Annotated in this window: 20 protein-coding genes and 1 pseudogene; 12 read left to right on the plus strand and 9 right to left on the minus strand. The window is 57.1% G+C overall.

Translation table 11 applies throughout. From position 1 onward, the window contains the following. Genes RGV33_RS11635 through RGV33_RS11655 form a run of 5 tightly spaced genes read left to right on the plus strand, consistent with a single transcriptional unit; the run spans position 1 to position 5,978 of the window. Positions 1 to 2,193 carry a xanthine dehydrogenase family protein molybdopterin-binding subunit gene (locus tag RGV33_RS11635; RefSeq protein ID WP_322144350.1) on the plus strand — a complete coding sequence of 731 codons (2,193 nt, stop codon included), beginning with the start codon at positions 1 to 3 and terminating at the stop codon, positions 2,191 to 2,193. A gap of 10 nt (positions 2,194 to 2,203) precedes the next feature. Then, positions 2,204 to 3,424: a cytochrome c gene (locus RGV33_RS11640; protein ID WP_095030930.1), complete on the plus strand. Its 1,221-nt coding sequence runs from the start codon at positions 2,204 to 2,206 to the stop codon at positions 3,422 to 3,424. A 13-nt stretch (positions 3,425 to 3,437) separates the two neighbouring features. After that, positions 3,438 to 4,646 carry an XdhC family protein gene (locus tag RGV33_RS11645; RefSeq protein ID WP_095030931.1) on the plus strand — a complete coding sequence of 403 codons (1,209 nt, stop codon included), beginning with the start codon at positions 3,438 to 3,440 and terminating at the stop codon, positions 4,644 to 4,646. A 28-nt stretch (positions 4,647 to 4,674) separates the two neighbouring features. Beyond that, positions 4,675 to 5,013, plus strand: a complete 339-nt coding sequence (locus RGV33_RS11650) for a putative quinol monooxygenase (protein WP_095030932.1) — start codon at positions 4,675 to 4,677, stop codon at positions 5,011 to 5,013. Continuing rightward, a complete protein-coding gene (locus RGV33_RS11655) occupies positions 5,010 to 5,978 on the plus strand; it encodes a GTP 3',8-cyclase MoaA (RefSeq protein ID WP_095030933.1) in 969 nt (322 codons plus the stop codon). Before RGV33_RS11650 ends, RGV33_RS11655 begins: the two co-directional genes overlap by 4 nt. On the opposite strand, the gene RGV33_RS11660 is transcribed toward RGV33_RS11655, so the two are convergent. From RGV33_RS11660 to RGV33_RS11675, 4 genes are all read right to left on the minus strand, one after another. After that, positions 5,956 to 6,555: a nucleotidyltransferase family protein gene (locus RGV33_RS11660; protein ID WP_102605456.1), complete on the minus strand. Its 600-nt coding sequence runs from the start codon at positions 6,553 to 6,555 to the stop codon at positions 5,956 to 5,958. The genes RGV33_RS11655 and RGV33_RS11660 overlap by 23 nt on opposite strands. 243 nt (positions 6,556 to 6,798) lie before the next feature. Beyond that, on the minus strand, positions 6,799 to 7,923 hold the full coding sequence (locus RGV33_RS11665; protein WP_322144351.1) for an alkene reductase: 1,125 nt from the start codon (positions 7,921 to 7,923) through the stop codon (positions 6,799 to 6,801). A 95-nt stretch (positions 7,924 to 8,018) separates the two neighbouring features. Next, positions 8,019 to 8,696 (minus strand): type 1 glutamine amidotransferase domain-containing protein, encoded by a 678-nt coding sequence (locus tag RGV33_RS11670; RefSeq protein WP_102605457.1) that lies wholly within the window; start codon positions 8,694 to 8,696, stop codon positions 8,019 to 8,021. Positions 8,697 to 8,781: 85 nt separating this feature from the next. Further along, entirely contained in the window at positions 8,782 to 9,939 is a 1,158-nt protein-coding gene (locus tag RGV33_RS11675; protein ID WP_133077472.1) for an iron-containing alcohol dehydrogenase, read from the minus strand. 692 nt (positions 9,940 to 10,631) lie between these two features. Between RGV33_RS11675 and RGV33_RS11680 the strand changes: the two genes are divergently transcribed. Then, a complete protein-coding gene (locus RGV33_RS11680; RefSeq protein ID WP_095010287.1) occupies positions 10,632 to 11,195 on the plus strand; it encodes a recombinase family protein in 564 nt (187 codons plus the stop codon). A 158-nt stretch (positions 11,196 to 11,353) separates the two neighbouring features. Further along, positions 11,354 to 13,474 (plus strand): xanthine dehydrogenase family protein molybdopterin-binding subunit, encoded by a 2,121-nt coding sequence (locus tag RGV33_RS11685; protein ID WP_322144352.1) that lies wholly within the window; start codon positions 11,354 to 11,356, stop codon positions 13,472 to 13,474. 643 nt (positions 13,475 to 14,117) lie between these two features. Here RGV33_RS11685 and RGV33_RS11690 read toward each other — a convergent pair. The 3 genes from RGV33_RS11690 to RGV33_RS11700 form a co-directional block, all read right to left on the minus strand. Beyond that, positions 14,118 to 14,459: a nuclear transport factor 2 family protein gene (locus RGV33_RS11690; RefSeq protein WP_322144353.1), complete on the minus strand. Its 342-nt coding sequence runs from the start codon at positions 14,457 to 14,459 to the stop codon at positions 14,118 to 14,120. A 173-nt stretch (positions 14,460 to 14,632) separates the two neighbouring features. Next, a complete protein-coding gene (locus RGV33_RS11695; protein WP_416152067.1) occupies positions 14,633 to 14,869 on the minus strand; it encodes a hypothetical protein in 237 nt (78 codons plus the stop codon). Position 14,870: 1 nt separating this feature from the next. Next, a complete protein-coding gene (locus tag RGV33_RS11700; protein WP_322144355.1) occupies positions 14,871 to 15,176 on the minus strand; it encodes a reverse transcriptase N-terminal domain-containing protein in 306 nt (101 codons plus the stop codon). Between the two features lie 1,232 nt (positions 15,177 to 16,408). Between RGV33_RS11700 and gfa the strand changes: the two genes are divergently transcribed. The 5 genes and pseudogenes from gfa (at position 16,409) to RGV33_RS11725 (ending at position 20,461) form a co-directional block, all read left to right on the plus strand. Further along, complete coding sequence (gfa, locus tag RGV33_RS11705; protein WP_019689695.1) at positions 16,409 to 16,987, plus strand: S-(hydroxymethyl)glutathione synthase; 579 nt, start codon at positions 16,409 to 16,411, stop codon at positions 16,985 to 16,987. Between the two features lie 487 nt (positions 16,988 to 17,474). Further along, positions 17,475 to 18,452, plus strand: a pseudogene (locus RGV33_RS11710) (IS5 family transposase). A gap of 113 nt (positions 18,453 to 18,565) precedes the next feature. After that, entirely contained in the window at positions 18,566 to 19,168 is a 603-nt protein-coding gene (locus tag RGV33_RS11715) for a LysR family transcriptional regulator (protein ID WP_322148662.1), read from the plus strand. Between the two features lie 79 nt (positions 19,169 to 19,247). Continuing rightward, positions 19,248 to 19,694, plus strand: coding sequence for a hypothetical protein (locus RGV33_RS11720; RefSeq protein WP_322144356.1), 447 nt, complete (start codon positions 19,248 to 19,250; stop codon positions 19,692 to 19,694). A gap of 131 nt (positions 19,695 to 19,825) precedes the next feature. Further along, entirely contained in the window at positions 19,826 to 20,461 is a 636-nt protein-coding gene (locus tag RGV33_RS11725; RefSeq protein WP_322144357.1) for an alpha-ketoglutarate-dependent dioxygenase AlkB family protein, read from the plus strand. A gap of 91 nt (positions 20,462 to 20,552) precedes the next feature. Here RGV33_RS11725 and RGV33_RS11730 read toward each other — a convergent pair whose 3' ends face one another. After that, complete coding sequence (locus RGV33_RS11730) at positions 20,553 to 21,662, minus strand: S-(hydroxymethyl)glutathione dehydrogenase/class III alcohol dehydrogenase (protein ID WP_026136571.1); 1,110 nt, start codon at positions 21,660 to 21,662, stop codon at positions 20,553 to 20,555. A gap of 69 nt (positions 21,663 to 21,731) precedes the next feature. Further along, positions 21,732 to 22,007 (minus strand): formaldehyde-responsive transcriptional repressor FrmR, encoded by a 276-nt coding sequence (frmR, locus tag RGV33_RS11735; RefSeq protein WP_053160469.1) that lies wholly within the window; start codon positions 22,005 to 22,007, stop codon positions 21,732 to 21,734. Between the last annotated feature and the right edge of the window lie 10 nt (positions 22,008 to 22,017).

Genomic DNA, 22,017 nt, shown 5'->3' on the forward strand with positions numbered 1-22,017 from the left:
ATGAAAAAGCCTAACGAAATGAATGTTCATATGTCTCGTCGTCGCCTCCTGCAGGGCAGCGGCATCGCCCTCGGCGGCTTGGTGTTGAGTACCTGGCTACCGCCCTTAGTGTCCAAGAGTGCAGCCGCCGAGGCGGCTGCCGCAGGCCGGCTGGGTGATCGCTCCGCTGAGGGTTACGGAGCCTTTGTTCGGATTGGCCACGATGGCGTGGTCACGGTGATCTCGCCAAAAATTGAAATGGGCCAAGGCGCACAGACCGGTATTGCCATGATGGTGGCGGAGGAGCTTGAAGTAGGCCTCGATCAGGTCGTTATTCAAGAGGCGCCACCAAACTCGGCGCTGTATACCGACACCTTGCTGCAGTTTCAGGCCACCGGTGGCTCGACTTCTACCCGCTACACCTGGGAGCCGCTGCGTCGGGCGGGCGCCACGGCGCGTGTCCTGTTGATCCAGGCTGCAGCGCTGCAATGGCATGTAGCGCCGAGCCTGTGCCATGCGCAGAACGGCCAAGTGTTTGGCCCTGGTGGCTTTCAGGCTAAATACGGCGAACTGGTCGAGGCCGCGGCTACGCTGCCATTACCCACTGACGTACCCTTGAAAACCCCCGAGCAATTCAAGCTGTTGGGCACCCCCGCGCAGCGCCTGGACACGCCCGCGAAGGTCAATGGTAAGGCGCGTTTTACCATCGACCTACAAATCCCCGGCATGCTGGTTGCCTCCACCATCACCTGTCCTGTGTATGGCGGGCGATTGCGTACGGTTGATGATGCTGCGGCACGGCGAGTGCCAGGGGTTCGCGACATCGTGCGATTGGACAATGCCGTGGCTGTTACCGGGAGTCACTTCTGGGCCTGTCAGCAAGCCATCAAAGCGCTGAAAATCGAGTGGGACTTTGGGCCGAATGCCTCTATTGGTTCTACGCATCTGGACCAAGAACTACTCGCGGCCAGTAGCCGTGATGGCGTGGTCGCTAAACGCACCGGCGACATTGAACAAGCCAAGCTACAAGCGGCCAGCCAGTTCGAAGCTGTTTACGAGCAAGCGCTGTTGTCGCATTCGCCGCTTGAGCCCATGAGCTGCGTGGCCCATGTGCGCAAAGATGGCTGCGAGCTGTGGGTCGGCACCCAAGTGCCAGTTTTCGCTCAACAGACAGCAGCCAAAGTCACCGGGTTGCCAGTTGAAAAAATCCAGGTGCATAACCAACTGATCGGAGGGGCATTTGGCCGGCGTTTGGAGTTTGACTTCATCACTCAAGCGGTGGCCATCGCGCGGCTGGTTGATTACCCGATCAAGCTGATCTGGAGCCGTGAGGAGGACATGACCCACGACCTCTATCGGCCGCTGTATGCCGATCGTATGAAAGCCGCCCTCGACGACAAGGGGCGTCCGCTAGGATGGGAACATCGCATTGCCGGCGCCTCAATTCTCGCCCGCTATGCCGGCAGCTTGCCACCCAACGGCGTGGATGCCGATGCCGTTGAAGTTGCGGTGGACCCTATCTATAGCTTGCCGCATTTGCAGGTTCGTTATATCCGCCAGGAGCCTAGCGTCGTGCCTGTGTCGTGGTGGCGAGGCGTGGGCCCGCTTCGCGGCACCTATGCCCATGAGTGCTTCATTGATGAACTGGCGTACAACGCAAAAGCCGACCCAGTGGCCTACCGCTTGGAGCTGATGGCTGAACAACCACGCGCCCAGGCAGTGCTGCGTTTGTTGGCTGAGAAGACTGACTGGAATAAGCCTTTGCCACCCGGACAGGGTCGAGGTGTGGCGGTCAGTGCGGTGTTCGGTAGCTATGTGGCCACTTTGGTTGAACTGGAGATGCAGGGCGACTTTGGCGTGCGCATCAAGCGCCTGGTCAGCGTGGTCGATTGCGGTTTTGCAACTAACCCGACGTCGGTTAAGGCACAGATCGAGGGCGGCACCTTGTTCGGCCTTTCCGCTTCGCTGTTCAACGAAATCCTGATCGAAAACGGTCAGGTGCAACAGACCAACTTCCACAACTACCGACAGCTACGTATCAACGAAGCGCCTGCGGTGGAGGTGCATTTGCTTGCGAGTCTGGAAACGCCGGGTGGCGTTGGCGAGGCCGGTACTGCGTTGATCGGCCCAGCCTTGGTCAACGCCCTTTACGCAGCATCGGGCCAGCGTATACGTCGTTTGCCGCTTAGCCGTTTCGGCTATTACCCGGTTTAAGGAGCTACTGATGAAATTAATAAGAAGCCTACTGATGTTCGCCAGCGGGGCTTTACTGGCGCAAGCGGCCAATGCACAAGAGGATTCCCTCGCTAAAGGCGAATACTTGACGCGCGCCGCCAACTGCGTGGCTTGCCATACCGTGTCAGGTGGTAAACCGTTCGCAGGTGGCGTCGAGTTTAAGCTACCGTTCGGCTCGCTGTTTTCGCCCAACATCACCCCGGACACGCAAACAGGCATCGGCGCATGGACGAATGAAGAGTTTGTAAGCGCGTTGCAGACCGGCGTGGGCCGTGATGGAAAACACTACTACCCGGCGTTTCCCTATACTTCCTACAGCAAAATGTCTCGAGATGACATCCTCGCCATCAAGACCTATCTCGACAGCCTAGAACCTGTCGAGCAGGCACCGCGCGAAAACCAAATTGGCTTCCCGTTCAACCAGCGTTGGGGCATGGTTCTTTGGAATTCCCTCTTCCTTAACGATGAACCATTCCAAGCGGACAGCCAGTACTCTGCCGAGCGCAATCGCGGCCAGTATCTAGTAGAAGGGCCCGGGCACTGCGGTGAATGTCATTCGCCGCGTAACTTGTTCCAGGCGGTCAGTAACGATCGTTCGCTGGCCGGCAACCTTATCCAGGGTTGGAATGCTTACAACATCAGCGCTGACCCGGTGCATGGCATCGGTGCCTGGCCCACAGACGTACTGGCCAACTACTTGAAAGACGGGGCAGCGCCAGGCTTGGGTTTGTCCGCTGGGCCTATGACCGAAGTAGTCGAGCACAGTTTGCGCTATCTGACCGACGCCGACCGTCACGCGATCGCCGTGTTCCTCAAAGACTCACCCGCGCGCAGCGAAGGTGTGGCTCGTCCGCAGCAGGCAGCGCTTGCGGAGCAGGGCAGTGGCAATCCACTCGGCAATAAGTTGTTCGCTGGAGCTTGCGCCAGTTGCCACCTCTGGAACGGCACTGGCAGTCAGAGCCAAACGGCTATGCTGCTAGGTTTGAAGACAGTCAACGACCCTACCGCAAGCAACTTGCTCGGCGTCCTGTTGAGCGGGCATGGCTCGGCCGACGCCCAAGTAAACCGGCGCATGCCGTCGTTCGGGCGCATTTACACCGACCAAGAATTGGCTGCGCTGAGCAGCTTCATCCTGCAGCGCTTTGGGGATAGTGGTGCGCAGGTATCGGCACCGGCTGTGGCCAAGCGACGGACTGAGTCCCTGCATTGAGTGGAGGTATGTAATGTCGGGCCTGAATGCACTGTTGGACGCACTCTTGGCGGAGCGCGAGGCTGGCCGCGAGGCGGTGCTTGCGACTGTGGTAAGGGTCGAAGGCTCTGCGTATCGGCGGCCGGGGGCGCGCATGCTGGTTTCGCGTTTCGGCAGGCCTGAGGGCACCATCAGTGGTGGCTGCCTGGAGGCGGAAGTGGCTAAAAAAGCTTGGTGGCTGACCGAAACCGGGCCGACGTTGCGTAGTTACAGCACCGCTGAAGCGGATGAAGCCAGCGAGGAAGCGCTGAGCTTCGGCCTGGGCTGCAACGGTAAGGTTCACGTGCTGTTCGAGCGTCTACCGGCCAGCGGCCCGTGCGCGTTGGTCGATGCCTTGCTCAGCGTGCGCGATACCCATCAACCGGCGGCCATTGCCACAGTGATTGCCAGTCCAGCGGGTGTTTCGCCACGGTTAGGCGAGCGCTTGTTCTTAGTGCCCGGGCAGCGCGCCGCGGGTGAGCTGCGGCACTCGGTGTTGGCTGAGCAGATCAGCTCGGATTTGCAACAAACCCTGGTACGCGGCAAGTCATCCCGCTGTCTCTACCCGAATGGTTCTGACGAGATGGACGTGCTCCTGGAGTACATACCGCCTGTGCTGCGTCTGGTGATATTCGGTGCGGGCCACGATGCCCAGCCGCTGGTGCGCATGGCCAAACTGTTAGGCTGGCATGTCACGGTGATCGACGGGCGGGCGCACTTCGCCCGAGTCGAGCGCTTTGCCGACGCTGATCAGGTGCTGGTTGGCGATGTCGAACAGCCTTTCGCCTACCGCGAATATGTGCGTGGGGCCGCGGTGGCGGTGATGACCCATAGCCTGGTGCAAGACGCGCATTGGTTGCAGGGTGTGCTGCACAGTGAACCCTGCTATGTCGGCCAGTTAGGCCCGCGCGAGCGCACCGAGCGCCTGTTAGCCGGCATCCACGAGCATTTGGCTAAACCACAGGACGAGCTGCCGGGGCTTGATTATTTGCATTACCCGATTGGCTTGGACCTGGGCGGTGACACTCCGGAAAGCGTAGCCATGGCCATGCTCGCGGAAATTCAGGCGGTGCTCAATGGCCGCAGTGGCGGCAGCCTGCGCTTCAGGTCTGCGAGCATCCATGACAGCGATCCTGTGGTGGTTGGCCGGGATGAAACGGATGTTGTTGCAGAGGGTTGTCGGCATTTCGCCGTGCAGCGTTGACGATTTATAAAGCGAGGAACCTATCAGCATGAGTGAAGCCATAAGTGTTGTAGCGATATTGACAGCCAAGGAAGGTAAAACCTCGGAGGTTGAGCGGGTCTTGCGCGCCTGCGTGCAACCATCGCGCGCCGAAGACGGTTGCCTGTCTTACGTCCTGAGTCGTTGCATTGAGCAGGCCGGGCGTTTTGTCTTCGTCGAGCGCTGGGCCAGCCACGAGGCGATAGCGCGCCATCGGCAGATGTCGCATTACACGGTCATGGCCAAAGCGCTTGACGAGCTGCTGAGCGATCGTCAGGTTTATGTGCTTGAAACGCTGGCGGAGAACATCGAACCCTCCACTGATTCCCACGCGGGCGTTGTCGGGTGATTGTTGATCGACATGGCCGGCGTTTCCGCAAACTGCGCCTGAGCCTGACCGCTGCCTGCAATTACGCCTGCACCTACTGTGTGGCCGATGGCCGTCGGTTAGTGGCGGCGCGGGATGAATTGACGGCCGCGTCGATGCTGCGGGCCGTTGAGTTGCTCAGGGATGTTGCCGGTGTTGAGGAGCTGCGCATTACCGGCGGCGAGCCGCTGCTGAGCGACAGGCTGGAGCCCTTTCTCCGGGGGATAGGCGTATTGGGGTTGCAGGACATTAGCCTGACCACCAATGGCCAGTTATTGGCGGGCAAGCTGCAGTTATTGCGCAGCGCGGGTATCCGGAGGCTCAATGTTTCCCTTGATACGCTTGACCCGAGCGCCTTCCGCAAGATCGCCAAGGGCGGCGACCTGCAAACTGTGCTGAGCGGGATCGAGCAGGCGCGCCGAGCCGGCATGATCATCAAGATCAACATGGTCCCGATGCGAGGCAGCAACCTAGACCAAGTTATGCCCATGCTGGGGTTCTGTTTGGAGCAGGGATACGAATTGCGCTTTATCGAACTTATGCGGATGGGCCATTTGGCCCAGCATGCAGAGGCTTTCTGCACACAGTTCGTCGGCCAGCGCGAGCTGCTGGAGCTTATCGGTGAGCGTTATGAATTCACCCAGGCTGAGGCACCAGTAGACTCCACCGCGCTGCGTTATAGCGTTGGCGAGAGTGGGGCATTTGGCATTATTGCCAACGAAAGCGTGCCATTTTGCCGTAGCTGTAGCCGCCTGCGTTTGTCGTCTACAGGCTGGTTATACGGATGCCTGTCCTCGAATCGCGGACATTATATGGGTGAACTGTTGGAGCTGCCGAGTGAACAGGCGCACCCGCAGCTGGCCGGTTTGCTCAGCCAAGCGCTGGGGGACAAACAGGACGCAGCGTTTACCGGCAGCGCGCTGATTATGAAGTCGCTGGGTGGCTGAGGTCAGCGGGCTTGTCGACGTCTTGCAGAATGCCGCTGTCATTGAACGTCACTTCAATCACATGCTGCGCATGGGTGGCTATTAAACCCTTGGCCCCATTCTCCCCTTGCAGTTGCATCAGCTCCGGCCAAAAGCGCCGGCCGAACAACACCGGGTGTCCGCGCTGGCCATCGCAGTAAGCGACAACAATATGTTCAGCGTGCGCATGCGCGCGCAGCTGCAGCAGCGTTGCGAGAGAAACCCACGGCATATCCCCGAGCAGCACCGCCACCGCGTCGGCCTGAGAGTGTGCAAGACTCTTAATACCTGCCGCTAGGCTTGAGCCCATCCCCTGTTTGGCCTGTGCCGCACGAACCACCTGAATGTACGGCGGAATAGCCAGGGCCTGCGCATCGTCTTCAGCCTTCAATACGATCCGAACATCACTGAAGGCTTCTTGCGCCCGCAGCAATGTTGCCACCAGTAGGTTGTTACCGTCGGCCAGCTTGGCCAGGCGTTTGTCGCTGCCAAAGCGTTGTCCGTAACCGGCGGCGAGTACTAAACCGACACACTCCGGGTAGCTGTGCAGTTCTGTCATGTTGAGATGTCCCTCATGGTTTGCCAGGTTATTTATCTCCGCAGCGCTGAGTGTGGACGGGTAGGCAAGGTGTTGAGTGGCAATCAGGTGTGTCTCGCGAGTAAGGCTCCATTATCCAGACGCGGCATGACGGCGTAAGTAATTCTGCGCTACAGCGAAGTCGCTAGCGAGGTGGCGACCGCTTTTGTTGTGCCTGAAGAATACGGCCGTCAGGGTTAAGCCGTGACGGCCGGTGGAGCGGATTTACTCGGCGTAGGTCGGGTAATCGCTGTACCCCTTTTCCGTGCCGCCGTACATGCTGCTTGGGTCGACCGGGTTGAGCGGCCAGCCATTGGCAATGCGCTGCGGCAAATCGGGGTTGGCAATGAACGGGCGACCAAAGGCAATCAAGTCGCCCAGGCCAGCCTCCAAGGTTTCCGCGCCGCGTTGTGCGGTGTAGCGGCCGGCGTAGATGATGCGCCCGCTAAATACCTGCCTGATTTCGCGGCGGAAGCCTTCGGGAAGCACCGGGGCATTGTCCCAGTCGGCCTCGGCAATCGACAGGTAGGCGATGCCGGCCTCTTCGAGCACCTTGATGGCCTCGATGTAGGTGCTGTGTGGGTCTTCTTCGACAAGGCCCAAATAGACCCTGTCCTCTGCTGTACTTTCAAACAACGGCGCGAAACGCACGCCTAGGCGGTCAGCACCGACAACTTCGGATACGGCCTGGATAATCTCGCGCAGGAAGCGCAAACGGTTGTGCAGCGAACCGCCATATTCATCGTCGCGCTGGTTGCTGTGGGCGGAGATGAACTGGTTGACCAGATAACCGTTGGCGCAGTGAATTTCCACACCATCAAAGCCTGCACTCAATGCATTGCGCGCGGCCTGCGCGTACAGCTGCACCAGTTCTTTTACCTCGGCATTGGCCAATGCGCGAGGTACCGAAGGCTCGGCTAAAGTACCTGCACCTGGACCGGTTTCAATAAATACTTTGACGTTGTTCGCAGCAATAGCCGAAGGCGCTACTGGCGCGGCACCATTAGGCTGCAGCGAGATGTGCGATACCCGGCCAACGTGCCAGAGCTGGGCGAAAATGATGCTGCCAGCGGCATGCACAGCATCGGTGACGTTGCGCCAACCTTCGATTTGTTCTTGGCTATGAATGCCTGGCGTCCAGGCATAACCTTGGCCACGGGGTTCGATCTGGGTGCCTTCTGTCACCATAAAGCCCGCCCCAGCGCGTTGCTGGTAATAGGTGGCCATCAATGGGTTCGCAATATTCCCTGGCTGTGTGCTGCGCGAGCGGGTCAAGGGTGGCAGAACTATACGGTTGTTGAGCACATAAGGGCCCAGCTGCACTGACTGAAAGAAACGACTTGTATCCATTTTGTGAATTCCTGGTTAGGCCCGCGGCAACCTAAATGGCGCGGGCGAAAGTTGGTATATGCCAGTACTGGTAGAGGCATTAGCCTTACGCGGCCTTAGGCCAGTAGTTTCAGCAAGGCGTGCGCAGTGGCTGCGGAGGAAGCCGGGTTCTGGCCTGTGACAAGCAGCCCGTCGGTTACAACATGGACCTGCCAGTCGGTGTTTTTGCTGTAAATACCGCCCTGCGCCTTGAGCATGTCCTCGACCAGAAACGGCACCACCTGAGTCAGGCCCGCGGCGTCTTCCTCGCTATTGCTGAAACCGGTGACCGCTTTGCCTGCGATCAGTGGCTTACCGTCGCTGCCCTTGACGTGGAGCAATACCGCCGGCGCGTGACAAACAGTTGCGATCGGCTTGCCGGATGCGTTGGCGTGCTCGATCAGGGCGATGGACGTGACATCTTCGGCAAGATCCCACAGCGGGCCATGGCCGCCGGGGTAGAACACAGCATCAAACTCGGCGCTGGAGAGGTCACTGAGCGTTCGCGTATTTGCCAACGCTTTCATGGCGGCGGTATCGGCCTCAAAGCGACGAGTGGCGTCGGTCTGGAAGTCGGGCTCGTTACTCTTCGGATCCAGCGGTGGCAGGCCGCCTTTTGGCGATGCCAGAGTCAACTGCGCACCGGCATCGAGGAAGGCGTAGTAAGGCGCGGCAAGCTCTTCAAGCCAGAAGCCGGTCTTTTCGCCCGTGTCGCCCAGTTGGTCGTGGGAGGTTAAAACGACGAGGATTTTCATGCGGTTTACCTTTTGCTTCAATACGCGGGTTGGCGTTTTTCAGTTAATTGCTGCGCCGCTAATTAATGGGCGCATCGAAGAGGGCTTAGAGACTCGCCTCTAAAATCTGGCGGCTGACGTCTAGGGTGACGTTGCTGTGTTCACCCAGTGCCGTCAGGCGGTGAGCATCTAGCTGCTTGAGCAATCCGTCGATGTCGTCCGCGTCGAGTTGGTAAGCTGCTAGGCGCGTGGGTAAGCCCAGGCTCTCGAAGAACGTCCGGGTCTTCTGGATGGCGGCATCAATGCGCTGCTCGTCATCCCCTTGACTGATGTGCCATACCCGCTCGGCGTATTGCAGCAACTTGGCGCGCTTGGCCTCACGGCGAACCTCTAGGTTGGCGGGCAATACGATTGCGAGCGTGCGTGCGTGATCGATGCCGTGCAGTGCGGTCAGCTCATGGCCGATCATGTGGGTGGACCAGTCCTGCGGCACGCCCGCGCCGATCAGGCCATTGAGCGCTAAGGTAGCGGTCCACATGAGGTTGGCGCGGGTGCTGTAGTCCGCGGACTCTTTCAGTATTTGCGGGCCGATTTCGATCAGTGTTTGCAGCAGCCCCTCAGCGAATCGGTCCTGAACCCGGGCATCCACCGGGTAGGTCAGGTACTGCTCCATCACATGCACGAACGCGTCGACCACACCGTTTGCCAGTTGGCGAACAGGTAGGGTTTGCGTCTTACTGGGGTCGAGAATCGAGAACTGCGGGAACACATGGACGCTGCGAAAGGGCAGCTTGGCTTGCGTCGCCCGGCGAGTGACCACTCCGCTATGGTTCATTTCAGACCCGGTGGCGGGAAGCGTCAGCACGTTAGCGAACGGAAGCGCTTGGCGGATTCCTGCCCCGCGTGTTTCCAAAATGTTCCAGGCATCGCCCTCGTAACCGACCGCAGCCGCGACGAACTTGGTGCCGTCGATCACCGAGCCACCACCCACTGCGAGCAGGAAGTCCAGCTGCTGCTCACGGACCTGCGCCACGGCCTGCATCAAGGTTTCGTAGCTTGGGTTCGGTTCTATACCGCCGAACTCCTGTACATGCCGGGCACCCAGCGCTTCATTTACTTGCGCCAGGGTGCCGGTCTTGCGAGCGCTCTGGCCGCCGAAAAGCACCATTACGCGTGCATCGGTCGGCACCAAATCATCCAGGCGGGCGATCGTGTCGGGGCCAAAGACAATGCGGGTGGGATTGTAGAAGTCGAAATTAAACATGCAGTTACCTATAAATAGACCAGTCTGCTATTCGATGTGCAGAGCTAGATGCGCTACCTGTCGCGGCTTAGCCTTATTCATTGGCTGATGCGAGCATTCGTTGGTCTGGATTAGGCAGCTGGCTACAATATAGGTAGAAATAGACCAGTCGTCTACATTTAACATCATTTTTTCTCGGTAACTCACCCTTAGGGCTCGGCAGGCACGGTTAAACATTGGTCAGTTATGGCGTTTTAATAGTTGTCATAGACCGGGGAATTTTGCCGGCTGGGGGGTAATCCATATTGCTCGACAGCCTGGTCGCCATGGCTATCGGTTGCCTGCGTCCATCCGCTTGCGACTGACAGGCGGGCCATACAGCATCGGGGCTTTGTCAACAATCCTCACGCTGTGTGTACCCTATGTTCCATTATAAGCAGTCTCGTTCGCTTATCTGACTCGGCTTTGCCGTCAGACAGCATCGGCAGCGTGATCGAATCAATGGAAAATAAATCCCTTAACGGTTCGCTGGGTAAAGGCCTGCTAGCTACGACCGACCGCTTAGGGTTGTCTGTCGCACCAAGCCATAACTGTCGCTTAATTCCTAAGTTATGCGAAAGTTTCACATACGCTGGATTTGTTGGCTCTGACCTCTCGCATAAATCTGTCGCACGTTGTAAGTTACCTGCGACAATAAATGCGACAGGTGCTCCATGGAAAACAAAGGTCAGCAGATTGGTTACGCTCGGGTTTCGACACAAGGGCAAGACCTGGAGCAGCAACGGATTGCACTTGGGCAAAACGGTTGTCAGCGAATTTTCGAAGAGAAGGTCAGCGGTGCCAAGCGAGACCGTCCAGAGCTGAGTCGGCTGCTCGATCATTTGCGACCAGGTGATGTGCTGACCGTGACACGGTTGGATCGCTTGGCCAGGTCAACGACAGACCTGCTTCATATTGCCGAACGCCTAAAAGAGATCAATGCAGGTCTGCGTTCGCTTGCTGAGCCCTGGGCTGACACTACTTCACCAGCCGGGCGAATGGTGTTGACGATCTTCGCGGGGATTGCTGACTTTGAACGGTCGCTGATTGGGGAACGCACCAGTGCTGGCCGAGCTGCGGCCAAAGCCAAAGGTGTTCGATTTGGGCCTAAGCCTGTTTTGACTCATGAGCAGATAACCCATGCACGTAGGTTGATTGATAAGGGTCAATCAGTCTCCGAGGTTGCACGTCTTTTGGGGGTGCATCGAACCACGCTATACCGTGCGTTGCCTCAATAGATAATTAGCGCAATGTCCCAGCAAAGCCCACCCAGTGGACTTTTTGCGACTGCTGGACGCCAGTGGGTGCGGAGCTGGTCTACTCAGTAGTGCAATCGACTTCTGAAAATGACAGGATGCCTGGGAAGAAGGTACTGAACGACGCTGGTAGGGCTTAAGTGCACTTTCTGTTCCGTTGCTCCCCAAATCCCAACATCGCCAAGGCCGAGATGGGCCAGCATGTCGGCACCGCGCTGGCACGCATCGTCGCCGACGAGCTGGAGGCGGATTGGCAGTCGGTGCGCCTGAACTACGTCGACACCCATCCCAAATGGGGGCTGATGGTCACCGGCGGCAGCTGGTCCGTGTGGCAGAGCTTCGAGCCACTAAGCCAGGCTGGTGCCGCCGGCCGCATCGCCCTGATCGAGGAGGGCGCCAGGCTGCTCGGCGTTGCACCCGCTGCCTGCACCGCACGCAACAGCAGGGTCCAGGCCGGCAAGCGGTCGATCAGTTATGCCGAGATCGTCCAGCGCGGCGACCTCACCCGCAGCCTTACGGCGGATGAACTCAAACGAATCCCGCTCAAGAAACCGACCGAGCGACGGCTGATCGGCAAGGAAACCCTGGCCATCGATGTCCCCTCGAAGACCGACGGCAGCGCCCGCTATGGCATCGATGCGCGCGTCGAGGGCATGGTCCATGCCCGCCCGCTGCTGCCGCCCACACGCTACGGAGCCAAGGTGGTGTCCATCGACGATTCCGCCGCCAAAAGCGTGAAAGGCTACCTCAAGAGCATCGCCCTCGATGACCCCTCCGGCACGGTGCCAGGCTGGGTGATGGTGTATGCCGACTCCTTCACCGCCGCCAATAGTGCAGCTGAAAAAATGCAGGTGACCTGGGCTGCAGGCGACACGGCCAACGTGTCGGAGCAGGACCTGCTCGACCACGGCGCCAAACTGATCGACGATCCCGCGGTCGGCTCCCTGGTATGGCCCGATGAAGGTGTCGACGAAGCATTCGCCAAGGCGAAATCGACCTTGGAGCGTACCTACAGCACGGCGAGCGTCCTGCACTTCCAACTGGAACCGCTCAACGCACTGGCGTTCGAGAAGGACGGTATCTGGGAAATCCACACCGGCAACCAGTGGCAGTCGCTGATCCTGCCGGTACTGGCGAAGGCGCTCGGGGTCGGCCAGGACAAGATCATCATGCGCAGCTATCTGTTAGGCGGCGGCTTCGGGCGCAGGCTCAACGGCGACTATGCCGTGCCGGCGGCGCTGGCGGCCAAAGCCATCGGCAAGCCGGTGAAGATGCTCTGCACCCGCGCCGACGATGTGCGCTTCGACTCCATCCGTTCGCCCTCGATCCAACGCCTGCGCCTGGCCTTCGGCGAAGGCGGCAGCGTAATTGCCATGGAGCATCATGCCGCCGCTGGCTGGCCGACCCAGATCATGGTGCCGGACTTCATGCCCAAGGGCGCGAATGGCGTGCCTTACGACCCCTTCGCGATAGCCGGGGCCGACCACTGGTATTCGGTCGGCGCGCATCGGGTACGCGCCCTGTCCAACGACCTCGCCAACCGCACCTTCCGACCCGGTTGGTTGCGTTCGGTTGGGCCGGGCTGGACCAACTGGGCCCTGGAGTGCTTCATGGATGAGGCCGCCCACTCGGTCGATGCCGATCCGCTCGCCTTCCGCCTCGCCCTGCTCGATGGCAAAGGCAGGAACGCCGGTAGCGCACCCAATGCAGTCGGCGGCGCCACCCGTCAGGCCAAGGTGCTCAAGCGCGCAGCGGAAAAAAACAACTGGGGCGGCACACTGCCGGCAGACAGCGGGCTGGGCATCGCCACCACCTTCGGTCAGGAGCGCGGCATGCCGACCTGGCTCGCCTGCGTGGCCCGCGTGAAGGTTGATCGTGCCAGCGGCGTGGTGAAGCTGGAAAAACTCACCATCGTTGTCGACGCGGGCACCATTGTGCATCCCGATGGCGCTCTCGCGCAGATGGAGGGGGCCGCCCTCTGGGGCGTGAGCATGACGCTGCACGAAGGCACGCAGATCGAGAAAGGGGAGGTGAAGGACACCAATCTCGACACCTACACGCCGTTGCGGATGGGTGACGTCCCCGAGATGGAGATTGAATTCCTCCCGAGCACCGAAGCCGCGGTCGGCCTGGGTGAGCCCGCTACCACAGTGGTCGGTCCCGCGATCGGCAATGCGATTTTCGCTGCCGTCGGCGCTCGACTTCGCCACCTGCCGATACGGCCCGCTGACATCCTGCAAGCACTCGAAAAAACATCCTGAGTCCGGGTCTTCGGGCCACATGGATCAGGTTGGCGGTCTCAAGAACAAGCGGGTGTTATCACTATGGCGGTTAGGCTTGGAATATTGGCGAAATTACGGGCAGGAAATCCGCCGCGACACCCTGGAGGAAATGGAGCAAGCCCTGCGCCTGGAAGTGCACCTGCAGGCGCGGGGTTTGGACTAGATTTGTGGGGAACACTCAGACTACGACCCCTTTAGTTCGCTACAACTTCCAGCGCAACTCGCTGGTCTTTAGCAAAAATCTATAAGCTCCCGGGCCGTTCGCAGGCGGCCTGCCAATGGTTTTGATGTGAGGAAAAGTCACTAACGAAGTGTATCGGGGCGATTACTGCATCACCAACATCCCCAACCGTCCTGGTCGGGATCTGCCAGGCGAGCGCCTCGCAAGCATGTATCGCAAGCGGCAACTGTTTGTGCTTATCCAGCACCGTTCAGCTGTGGGTTGTGGTTACTACTTCACCGTCACGGTGAACAGCACATCCTATACCGCGTTCAAAACTCTTCAGGAGCTGCATCATTGGCTCAATGCCTATGGCCTGAAGGTGGTTGATGAGCGAAAACAGGAAATGATCACGATCAGTACAATCGTGCCGAACGCGGCCTTCAAATCCTGGCAACCACTTCAGTCCTCGATCACACCAATGACGCTGGTCCACTCGCCTGACGCGATTTTTACCGGGTGCACCTGAATCCGGGTGTCGGGCGCAAACACGAACATTGGCTTCAGTTCTTCAATGTGTGCGGCAAGCCCCTTCGACTGATGCCCGTCGGGATAATGCACGACGATATCCTGGGCGTGACTCTCCTGCAGTCGGTCCCACTTCTGGTTGGTGTAGACATCGAAGTCGAGGGTATCGAAGGTTGCCGGATGAGCCTTGCCGATACGTTCAGCCTCCTGGTACGGTTGACGGAAGTCTGGGGAGCATGTCAGTGACGCCCAATGTGAACCAGCGAATTTTTGCAATATCTGTGACGCAGTTCTTCGATCTTTGCATTAACTGCGGCACAAACAGCCGGCAGCTGTATCGCAGAAAATGCAAAAGTCCCCCACTAAATCAAGACAGCATTTTGCATATTCTGCGACATCCGACAAAAGCTTGTCGGGGGTTTACGCCCAAACGGCCTTATTCGCCCATCTCAGCGGTATCTGAAACTCAAAATCACGTAGCAGATCATCGTGGCGGTCAACCCGATCAGGATGTACTCGATTCTGGGCAAAAAGATGACGACTCCAGTCAGCCCAAAAACGATCAGAGTGTTGGAGATTAGGTAAGGTCGTAGCTCCGGGCGCTCCATAAAGTACCCGTACTGCTTTCCGACGTAAAACAGGATGGTGCCGATGACGGCCAAGACCTGAAAATCGCGCACCAGCATGTCACTCAGAATCGCGTGCCGTATCAGGCTGGCGAGGATAGACAGCCCGATGAACAGAAACAGATGCGAGTAAAGAATGGAATGGCCCGTCTTGAGCTTTTGTTCGGTCAGCAAATAAAAACTGTCGAAGTAAATCCACCAGATGCTGGACACACCATTGCAGGGCTTTCACCTTGTTATGTCTGCTTTCCTGTGTTGCCTTCACAATACGTGCTTGCAGCCTTCTTACCTGACGCTGGACATCGGCCCAATTGATGCCGTCCCACGTCACGCCAGAAGGTGCACGCGCCAGTGTTTCTGCACTCATTTGCTCTCCTTCCGTTTAGATGGTTCTGGAAACTCTCTCGTGAAGAGAGACCATGAGGAAGTCTGCCTGCTTTCGCGTGAGATGTTTTCCACCCCTGTCCGCCCGATTACAGGGCGGCGTTTGCTTTTTCCTCAATCCTCTACCCACACCTCCATCAGCGTTCCTTGCAGTTCGCTTGCCCGATGTCCAGGGCAGAAATATGGGCTTTCCGTGTTCCACACCAGTTACACGAATAACGTAGACCCTGTCTTTCCCCCGGTGATGTTTTGTCCCTGTGCCCGCAGTACGTAATCGAGCAACCCACCACTCACCTTTTGGTCCAAGCCTGTCAGCATCTTTGGCTTGTTAAAAATAACGAGGTTTATCAACAGTTCACTTATGTTGGTCCTATTATCCAGCCAAGCATCCTCGCCACCTGATGCTGGTAGCGGTTGGAATCACCTCGCGGCTTTTCCTTCTCTTTCGAAGGACTTCATTGTCCCGGTGGCTTCAGACCGAGCCGTTGCCAGCTTCGCCTGCACCGGTAGGCTACCGTTGAGGGAACAACGAGTCTCACTACCTCTATCGAGGTGAGACAATAACTGGTGCGACTTCACGTCACACACGTACGATTTTTTCCGAATTCTGCGGGCTCCCCTAAAGGCGCTATCGCCGTACCGGACAAGCCACATCAATCGTTTTGGCGACTACACCCTGGACCTCGATCGGAAGATCAAACCGATTGACTACAAAATTCAGTTTTAGCTTTTAAATCATAAGCTTAATTGCATTTTGGCGAATTTGGCGCGAATCCCGGCCAACCCTCTAGTTCGCTTACATACTCAAAGACACAACTATTACGCTTCAACGCGTGCTAGCGAATGAAAGCGATGCGCTATCGGTGATCATGGCGATTTTGTCAGACGAAGCATTTTTTTCGATGGTTACCCGACGATCAAGAAGAGATTACCCGTGAATTCGGCTGCGATGGTCATACGGTTCAGTCATGGATCACAACGACACCCTAGCCGTGCTCGAGGCGTCATCGCAGACTATTCTTGATCTGGGTAACCGACCGGTCACACCGAAGGAGGTCACTCGTTTATGCACTGTGTCCTATTCGAAATCCGCCGCGGTTCGATCTGATGCATGAAGGCAAATCGATCCGCGCCGTCATCGAGTTCTGATGAACTACCGGTCTGGGGCACGGCCCCAGGCACTTTTGTCTGACACCCTAAAACGGAGACGCCAGCATGAGCACCTTGCAACTTCACCCTGCACTGGACAATGGTATCCAACCCGCCGCCGCGAATTTCACAGGTGGCACCCTGCAATGCCTGTGTGTGACCGACAAGGTCGAGGTCAAGATCGACGCACAAACTCTGCATAACCACGCGTGCGGCTGCAGCAAATGCTGGAAACCACAAAACGCGACATTCGCCGTTATCGCCGTGGTGCCTCGAGATAAGGTCAGCGTCATTGCCCACGGCGAAAAGCTGGCGATTGTCGACGAATCCGCCACCATCCAACGCCACGCCTGCAAGCAGTGTCACGCCCATCTCTTTGGGCGCATCGAGAACAAGGACCATGCGTTTTATGGCCTGGACTTCGTCCACACCGAGCTTTCGCCACAGAGCGGATGGGCTGCGCCGGGATTCGCGGCGTTCGTGTCCTCCATCATCGAAACCGGAACACCGCCAGCGCAAATGAAGGCTATCCGCGAGCGCTTGCGCTCGATCGGCCTGGAACCCTATGACTGCCTGTCCCCAGATTTGATGGACGCACTGGCGACTCATGTCGCCAAACAGAAAGGCCTGCTCCCCGCCGCCTGATTGATCGGTCGTCGCGGTTTCTTTTCCGGACCGCGGTCCGATTCACCTTTGATGTTGTGCGCCCCACATAATTAACTGGGGCCACCTAAAGCGGCCGCGAAAGAACGAGCGCGCGTATAGCGTCATTGTTGTTGCCGATGATTGCAATTTGATGACCATTCTTTGGGCGGATGCTTCGGAGGCGACACCGTCAAGACAGTTCGATTACAAGTCTGCCCATGCCAATGGGGTAGGGATGCGGTGCATGTATACGGCCTTTCAATCTTTTCACGAATTCTTCGGCTTCTGCATAGCTGCGAAACTTAACGCACCATGCGTTCATCCAAACGAGCCAGTCGTCCGACGTACTTCCTCTTTCGACTTTTATCAGCATCACTAGAATTCCTTCGTGTGGTGACTCAGCCGCGTTGAACCTAGGGAAACTCTGAAAAAGACTTCCCGATCTGGTGAAATACCCACCACGCACAAACGGAACAGTTGAGCCCCGATGAAACAGATGTCTTTCGCCGACGCCGAATATGCCGGCAAACGTAAGCAGACCCGCCGCGAGCGCTTCTTAATCGAGATGGATCAAGTGGTGGCCTGGAAGGGCTTGGTTAATTTGATCGAGCCGCATTATCCAAAGGGCGAAGGGGGCCGTCCGGCGTATCCATTGATGGCCATGTTGCGGGTTCATTTGATGCAAAACTGGTTCGGCTACAGTGATCCGGCGATGGAAGAAGCGCTCTATGAGACTACAATTTTGCGCCAGTTTTCGGGGCTGCACCTGGATCGGATCCCCGATGAAACCAAGATCCTCAACTTCCGGCGTCTGCTGGAAAAACATGAGTTGGCCGGTGGGGTTTTGCAGGTCATCAACGGTTATCTTGGCGACCGAGGCTTGATGCTACGTCAGGGCACCGTGGTCGATGCGACGATCATTCATGCACCGAGTTCGACCAAGAACAAGGACGGCAAACGTGATCCCGAAATGCATCAAACCAAGAAAGGAAACCAATACTATTTTGGAATGAAATCGCACATTGGCGTCGATGCCGAATCCGGCCTGGTGCATAGCCTGGTGGGCACGGCGGCGAATGTACCGGACGTGACGCAGGTCGATCAGTTACTGCACGGCGAGGAAACTTACGTGTGTGGCGACGCCGGTTACACCGGGGTGGAGAAACGTCCCGAGCATCAGGATCGCCAGATGATCTGGTCGATTGCCGCCCGCCCAAGCAGCTATAAAAAGCACGGAAAAAAGAGTCTGATCGGGCGCATGCGCCGCAAGATTGAATACGCGAAAGCGTAGGTGCGGGCCAAGGTTGAACATCCATTTCGCGTGATCAAGCGCCAGTTTGGTTATACGAAAGTGCGCTTTCGTGGTCTGGCGAAAAACATCGCGCAGCAGACAACGTTGTTCGCTTTGTCGAACCTGTGGATGGTTCGAAAACGGCTGATGGGTATGGGCGAGGTGCGTCTGTAATGCGGGCTAATCGCCCTGAAACAGCGCGATCGGAGGAAAGAACCGTGAATTAAGGACAAGAAGGGCTGTTTTTCGACCGATTCATTTTTTTTTGAACCTCAAGTAGGGAGGGCATCAAAAATCGGTGGGTACTTCAGACCTTCCCTAGGCATTTTCTAACCCCAAATTTGGTTACGCTGACCACAATGCTTCCAATGGTGCAGCTTTCAATTCTCAGTGAACCACACTTCGCATCCCTGTCGCGTATGGAGGCAGACTTAGCGTTGCGTCTTTCGCCACCTATTGAAGATACGGATATTGTCAAAAAGGTCGGCCTGATGCAGTTTTCGCTTTATGCGAAGAATGACTATCCATATGCGCTGGATGAGGAAAGATGGGAATTTGTAGGCTATACCGAGCGGCAAGGCGACTTTGCGCATAAGCGTTGGCTATACGAAATAATAGGTTCGAAGCGGGTTGCCTGCGAGGTCACTGATTTGAGTCACCAATACGAAGCGGCGTGCACTGGAATCGGCGTTGCAGGCCTTCCGTGCTTTATTGGTGATCGTGACGATCGGTTGATAAAGCTCGAGAATAATCTTCCCATGCTCAATCTCGATATATGGATCGCCATGCACCCTGACCGTGGCAACGACACGGTGGTGCGCAAGACCGCAGATGCAATTTTTCAGTTGCTTGAGCCGTTTGGCCTGGGGTTGGCCTCAAATAGTAGGTGAGACTAGGCTATTCGGACTTGAGCCCGGCTCGACCTGTCACGCCCTGAGCGCGTTCCCCAGCCTGCCATGATTGATTCAAATGATTAGTGACAGTGACGCTAAACAGGCTCAGGCGCAACATCCGATGGCAGCTACACGCCGATGGTCAGTAGCCGTTATTAACCCCTATCAGTGGAGCCTGCCAATTGGCGAGGGTTGGGCGGCCGCGAATACCCTGACTTTTCTCATCGTAGCTCGGAACGCTTGGCGATTTGCTCACAAACCACCCGCGTTACCGGAAAGCATGAGTCTTCTCATAAAGCGTGGGGCTGTAGTAGGTCACCATCTGCTTAACGGCATTGCGTTGCTCATGCTCCCGATTTCAGGATGGTATTGGAGCACGGTGGCGGACAAGCCAATACTCGTGGCGGGCATCTTCATGTTGGCTCCGCTGGTTGATCCAAACCCCGAGCTCAACCACCTCGCAAAAACGTTCACACCTGAACGGCTTGGGCTTGTGGTGCGTTGGGAGGTGGACATCTGTTGATTGCGCTCAAAAATCATTTGTTCGATAAGGATGACGTATTGGCGCGAATGCTTCCACAGCGCTTAAAATGGTCTCATCTGCATATTAGTTAAAACTGAAGTCAAGTTGTTCTTCTCGGGCGGATACATCAAATGTGGTTCTCACCAAATACTGACCTGTTCAGCGACCAGGCGCATCTTCTGAACATGCTTCCAAAGGACGGAGTACTCAATGATTACGGTCGAGTAATGGCTGTCGATGAGGCCGATAGCCATTTCAACGAGTTAATGATGGCTGCTGCCTGGCAGCCTGACTCGGCTTTATTGAATGGTGAGTTGGTCAGGACGGTTCGGGAGGTTGCTTGGTATGCTGACAGGCCGTTTCGATACGTCCATTCAGGAATAGAGCGCCAAGCAATTCGCTGGCAAGGAAGCAGTTTGCTGCGGTTGAAACGCAGAATGGAGGAGCTTACCGGTCAGCGTTACAACTCTTGTTTGCTCAACCTCTACCATAATGCATCTCAAGGAATAGGATGGCACGCTGACGTTGAAGCTTCCGAGCCAAATGACGTCATTGCATCGCTCAGTCTCGGGGCTGCACGTAAGTTTGCGCTCAAGCATAAGGCGACCGGGGAGCTCCGTGAGCTCACATTGGAGCATGGTCAGGTTATCGTGATGCGTGGCGAGACCCAGCGTCACTGGCTGCATTCATTGTTGAAGACAAAGCAATCTGTAGGCTCACGAATCAGCCTGACGTTTCGATGCTTTCCTGAGCAATGGCGCGCCTAGCTAGTTTCGTTGTCATTTCGCTCACGATGTAACTCCGAGGCTGCTTGGAAGATACGAACAGCTCTCCAGGGCTTTCGCCCCGGGCAGCCGGTCAGTATTTGATAACGGTGCGAATCGATTTGCCTTCGTGCATCAGGTCGAATGCTTCGTTGATTCGCTCGAGCGGCATGGTGTGGGTAACGAAAGGTGCCAGCTCGATCTCACCTTTCATTGAGTCCTCAACCATCTTAGGCAGTTGGCTACGACCTTTGACGCCGCCGAAGGCGGAGCCTTTCCAAGTTCGGCCAGTGACCAACTGGAAAGGGCGGGTAGAAATTTCCTGGCCAGCACCGGCAACACCGATGACGATCGATTGACCCCAGCCGCGGTGGGCACACTCGAGTGCGGCACGCATCACGTGGACGTTACCGATGCACTCGAAAGAGTGATCGACGCCCCAGCCGGTCATTTCAATGATGACTTGCTGAATTGGCTGCTCATGATCCTTTGGATTGACACAGTCAGTGGCGCCGAACTGGCGTGCCAGTTCAAATTTGGCAGGATTGGTGTCGATGGCGATGATCCGACCCGCTTTGGCTTGACGCGCGCCTTGGATAGCGGCCAATCCGATGCCACCCAGACCGAATACAGCCACGGTGTCGCCCGGCTGAACCTTGGCGGTGTTATGCACCGCGCCGATACCGGTTGTTACGCCGCAGCCCAGTAGGCAAACGTGCTCAGGGTTGGCATCCGGATTGATCTTGGCGACCGATACTTCCGCAACTACGGTGTACTCGCTGAAGGTCGAGCAACCCATGTAGTGATACAGCGGCTGTCCGTTGTACGAGAAGCGTGTGGTGCCATCTGGCATCACACCTTTACCTTGAGTAGCGCGGACAGCGGTACAAAGGTTGGTTTTTCCGGACTTGCAGAACAAGCATTCTCCACATTCTGCGGTGTACAACGGGATAACGTGATCGCCAGGCTTCACGCTGGTCACACCTTCGCCGACTTCGATGACAATGCCGGCACCTTCGTGGCCAAGCACAACAGGAAACAGGCCTTCAGGATCATCACCGGAAAGGGTGAAGGCATCCGTGTGGCATACGCCCGTATCCGTGATTTTAATCAGCACTTCGCCTGCGCGAGGCGGCTCTACGTCGATCTCAACGATTTGAAGCGGTCTACCTGCTTCGAATGCAACTGCAGCACGAGATTTCATAGGGTTGTCTCCGTTGGATGGAACTTAAAAGATCCGGGGCTACCAGCACGGCGTCGGTGTCGACTTGGGTTACTTTAGGTATGTGCGTACCAGCGCAATGACCTCATCAATCGAAGACCGCTGTGCCTCGGTGGTATCTACTAGATTCGAAAACTCTTCCCTGAGATGACCTTCCAATACTCCCGCCATTAATCCATTTACCGCGCCACGCATCGCAGCAATTTGCTGCAAAACGGGCCCGCATTCAGCCCCTTGTTCCAGCGCAGTTTCCAATGCGTCCAGCTGTCCTCTTACTCGTCGCACGCGTCCCAGAACGCGTTTCTTTTCTTCAGGTGAATGAGGCATTTTTTCTCTC

This window comes from Pseudomonas sp. Bout1, from assembly GCF_034314165.1.
Classification (GTDB): domain Bacteria; phylum Pseudomonadota; class Gammaproteobacteria; order Pseudomonadales; family Pseudomonadaceae; genus Aquipseudomonas.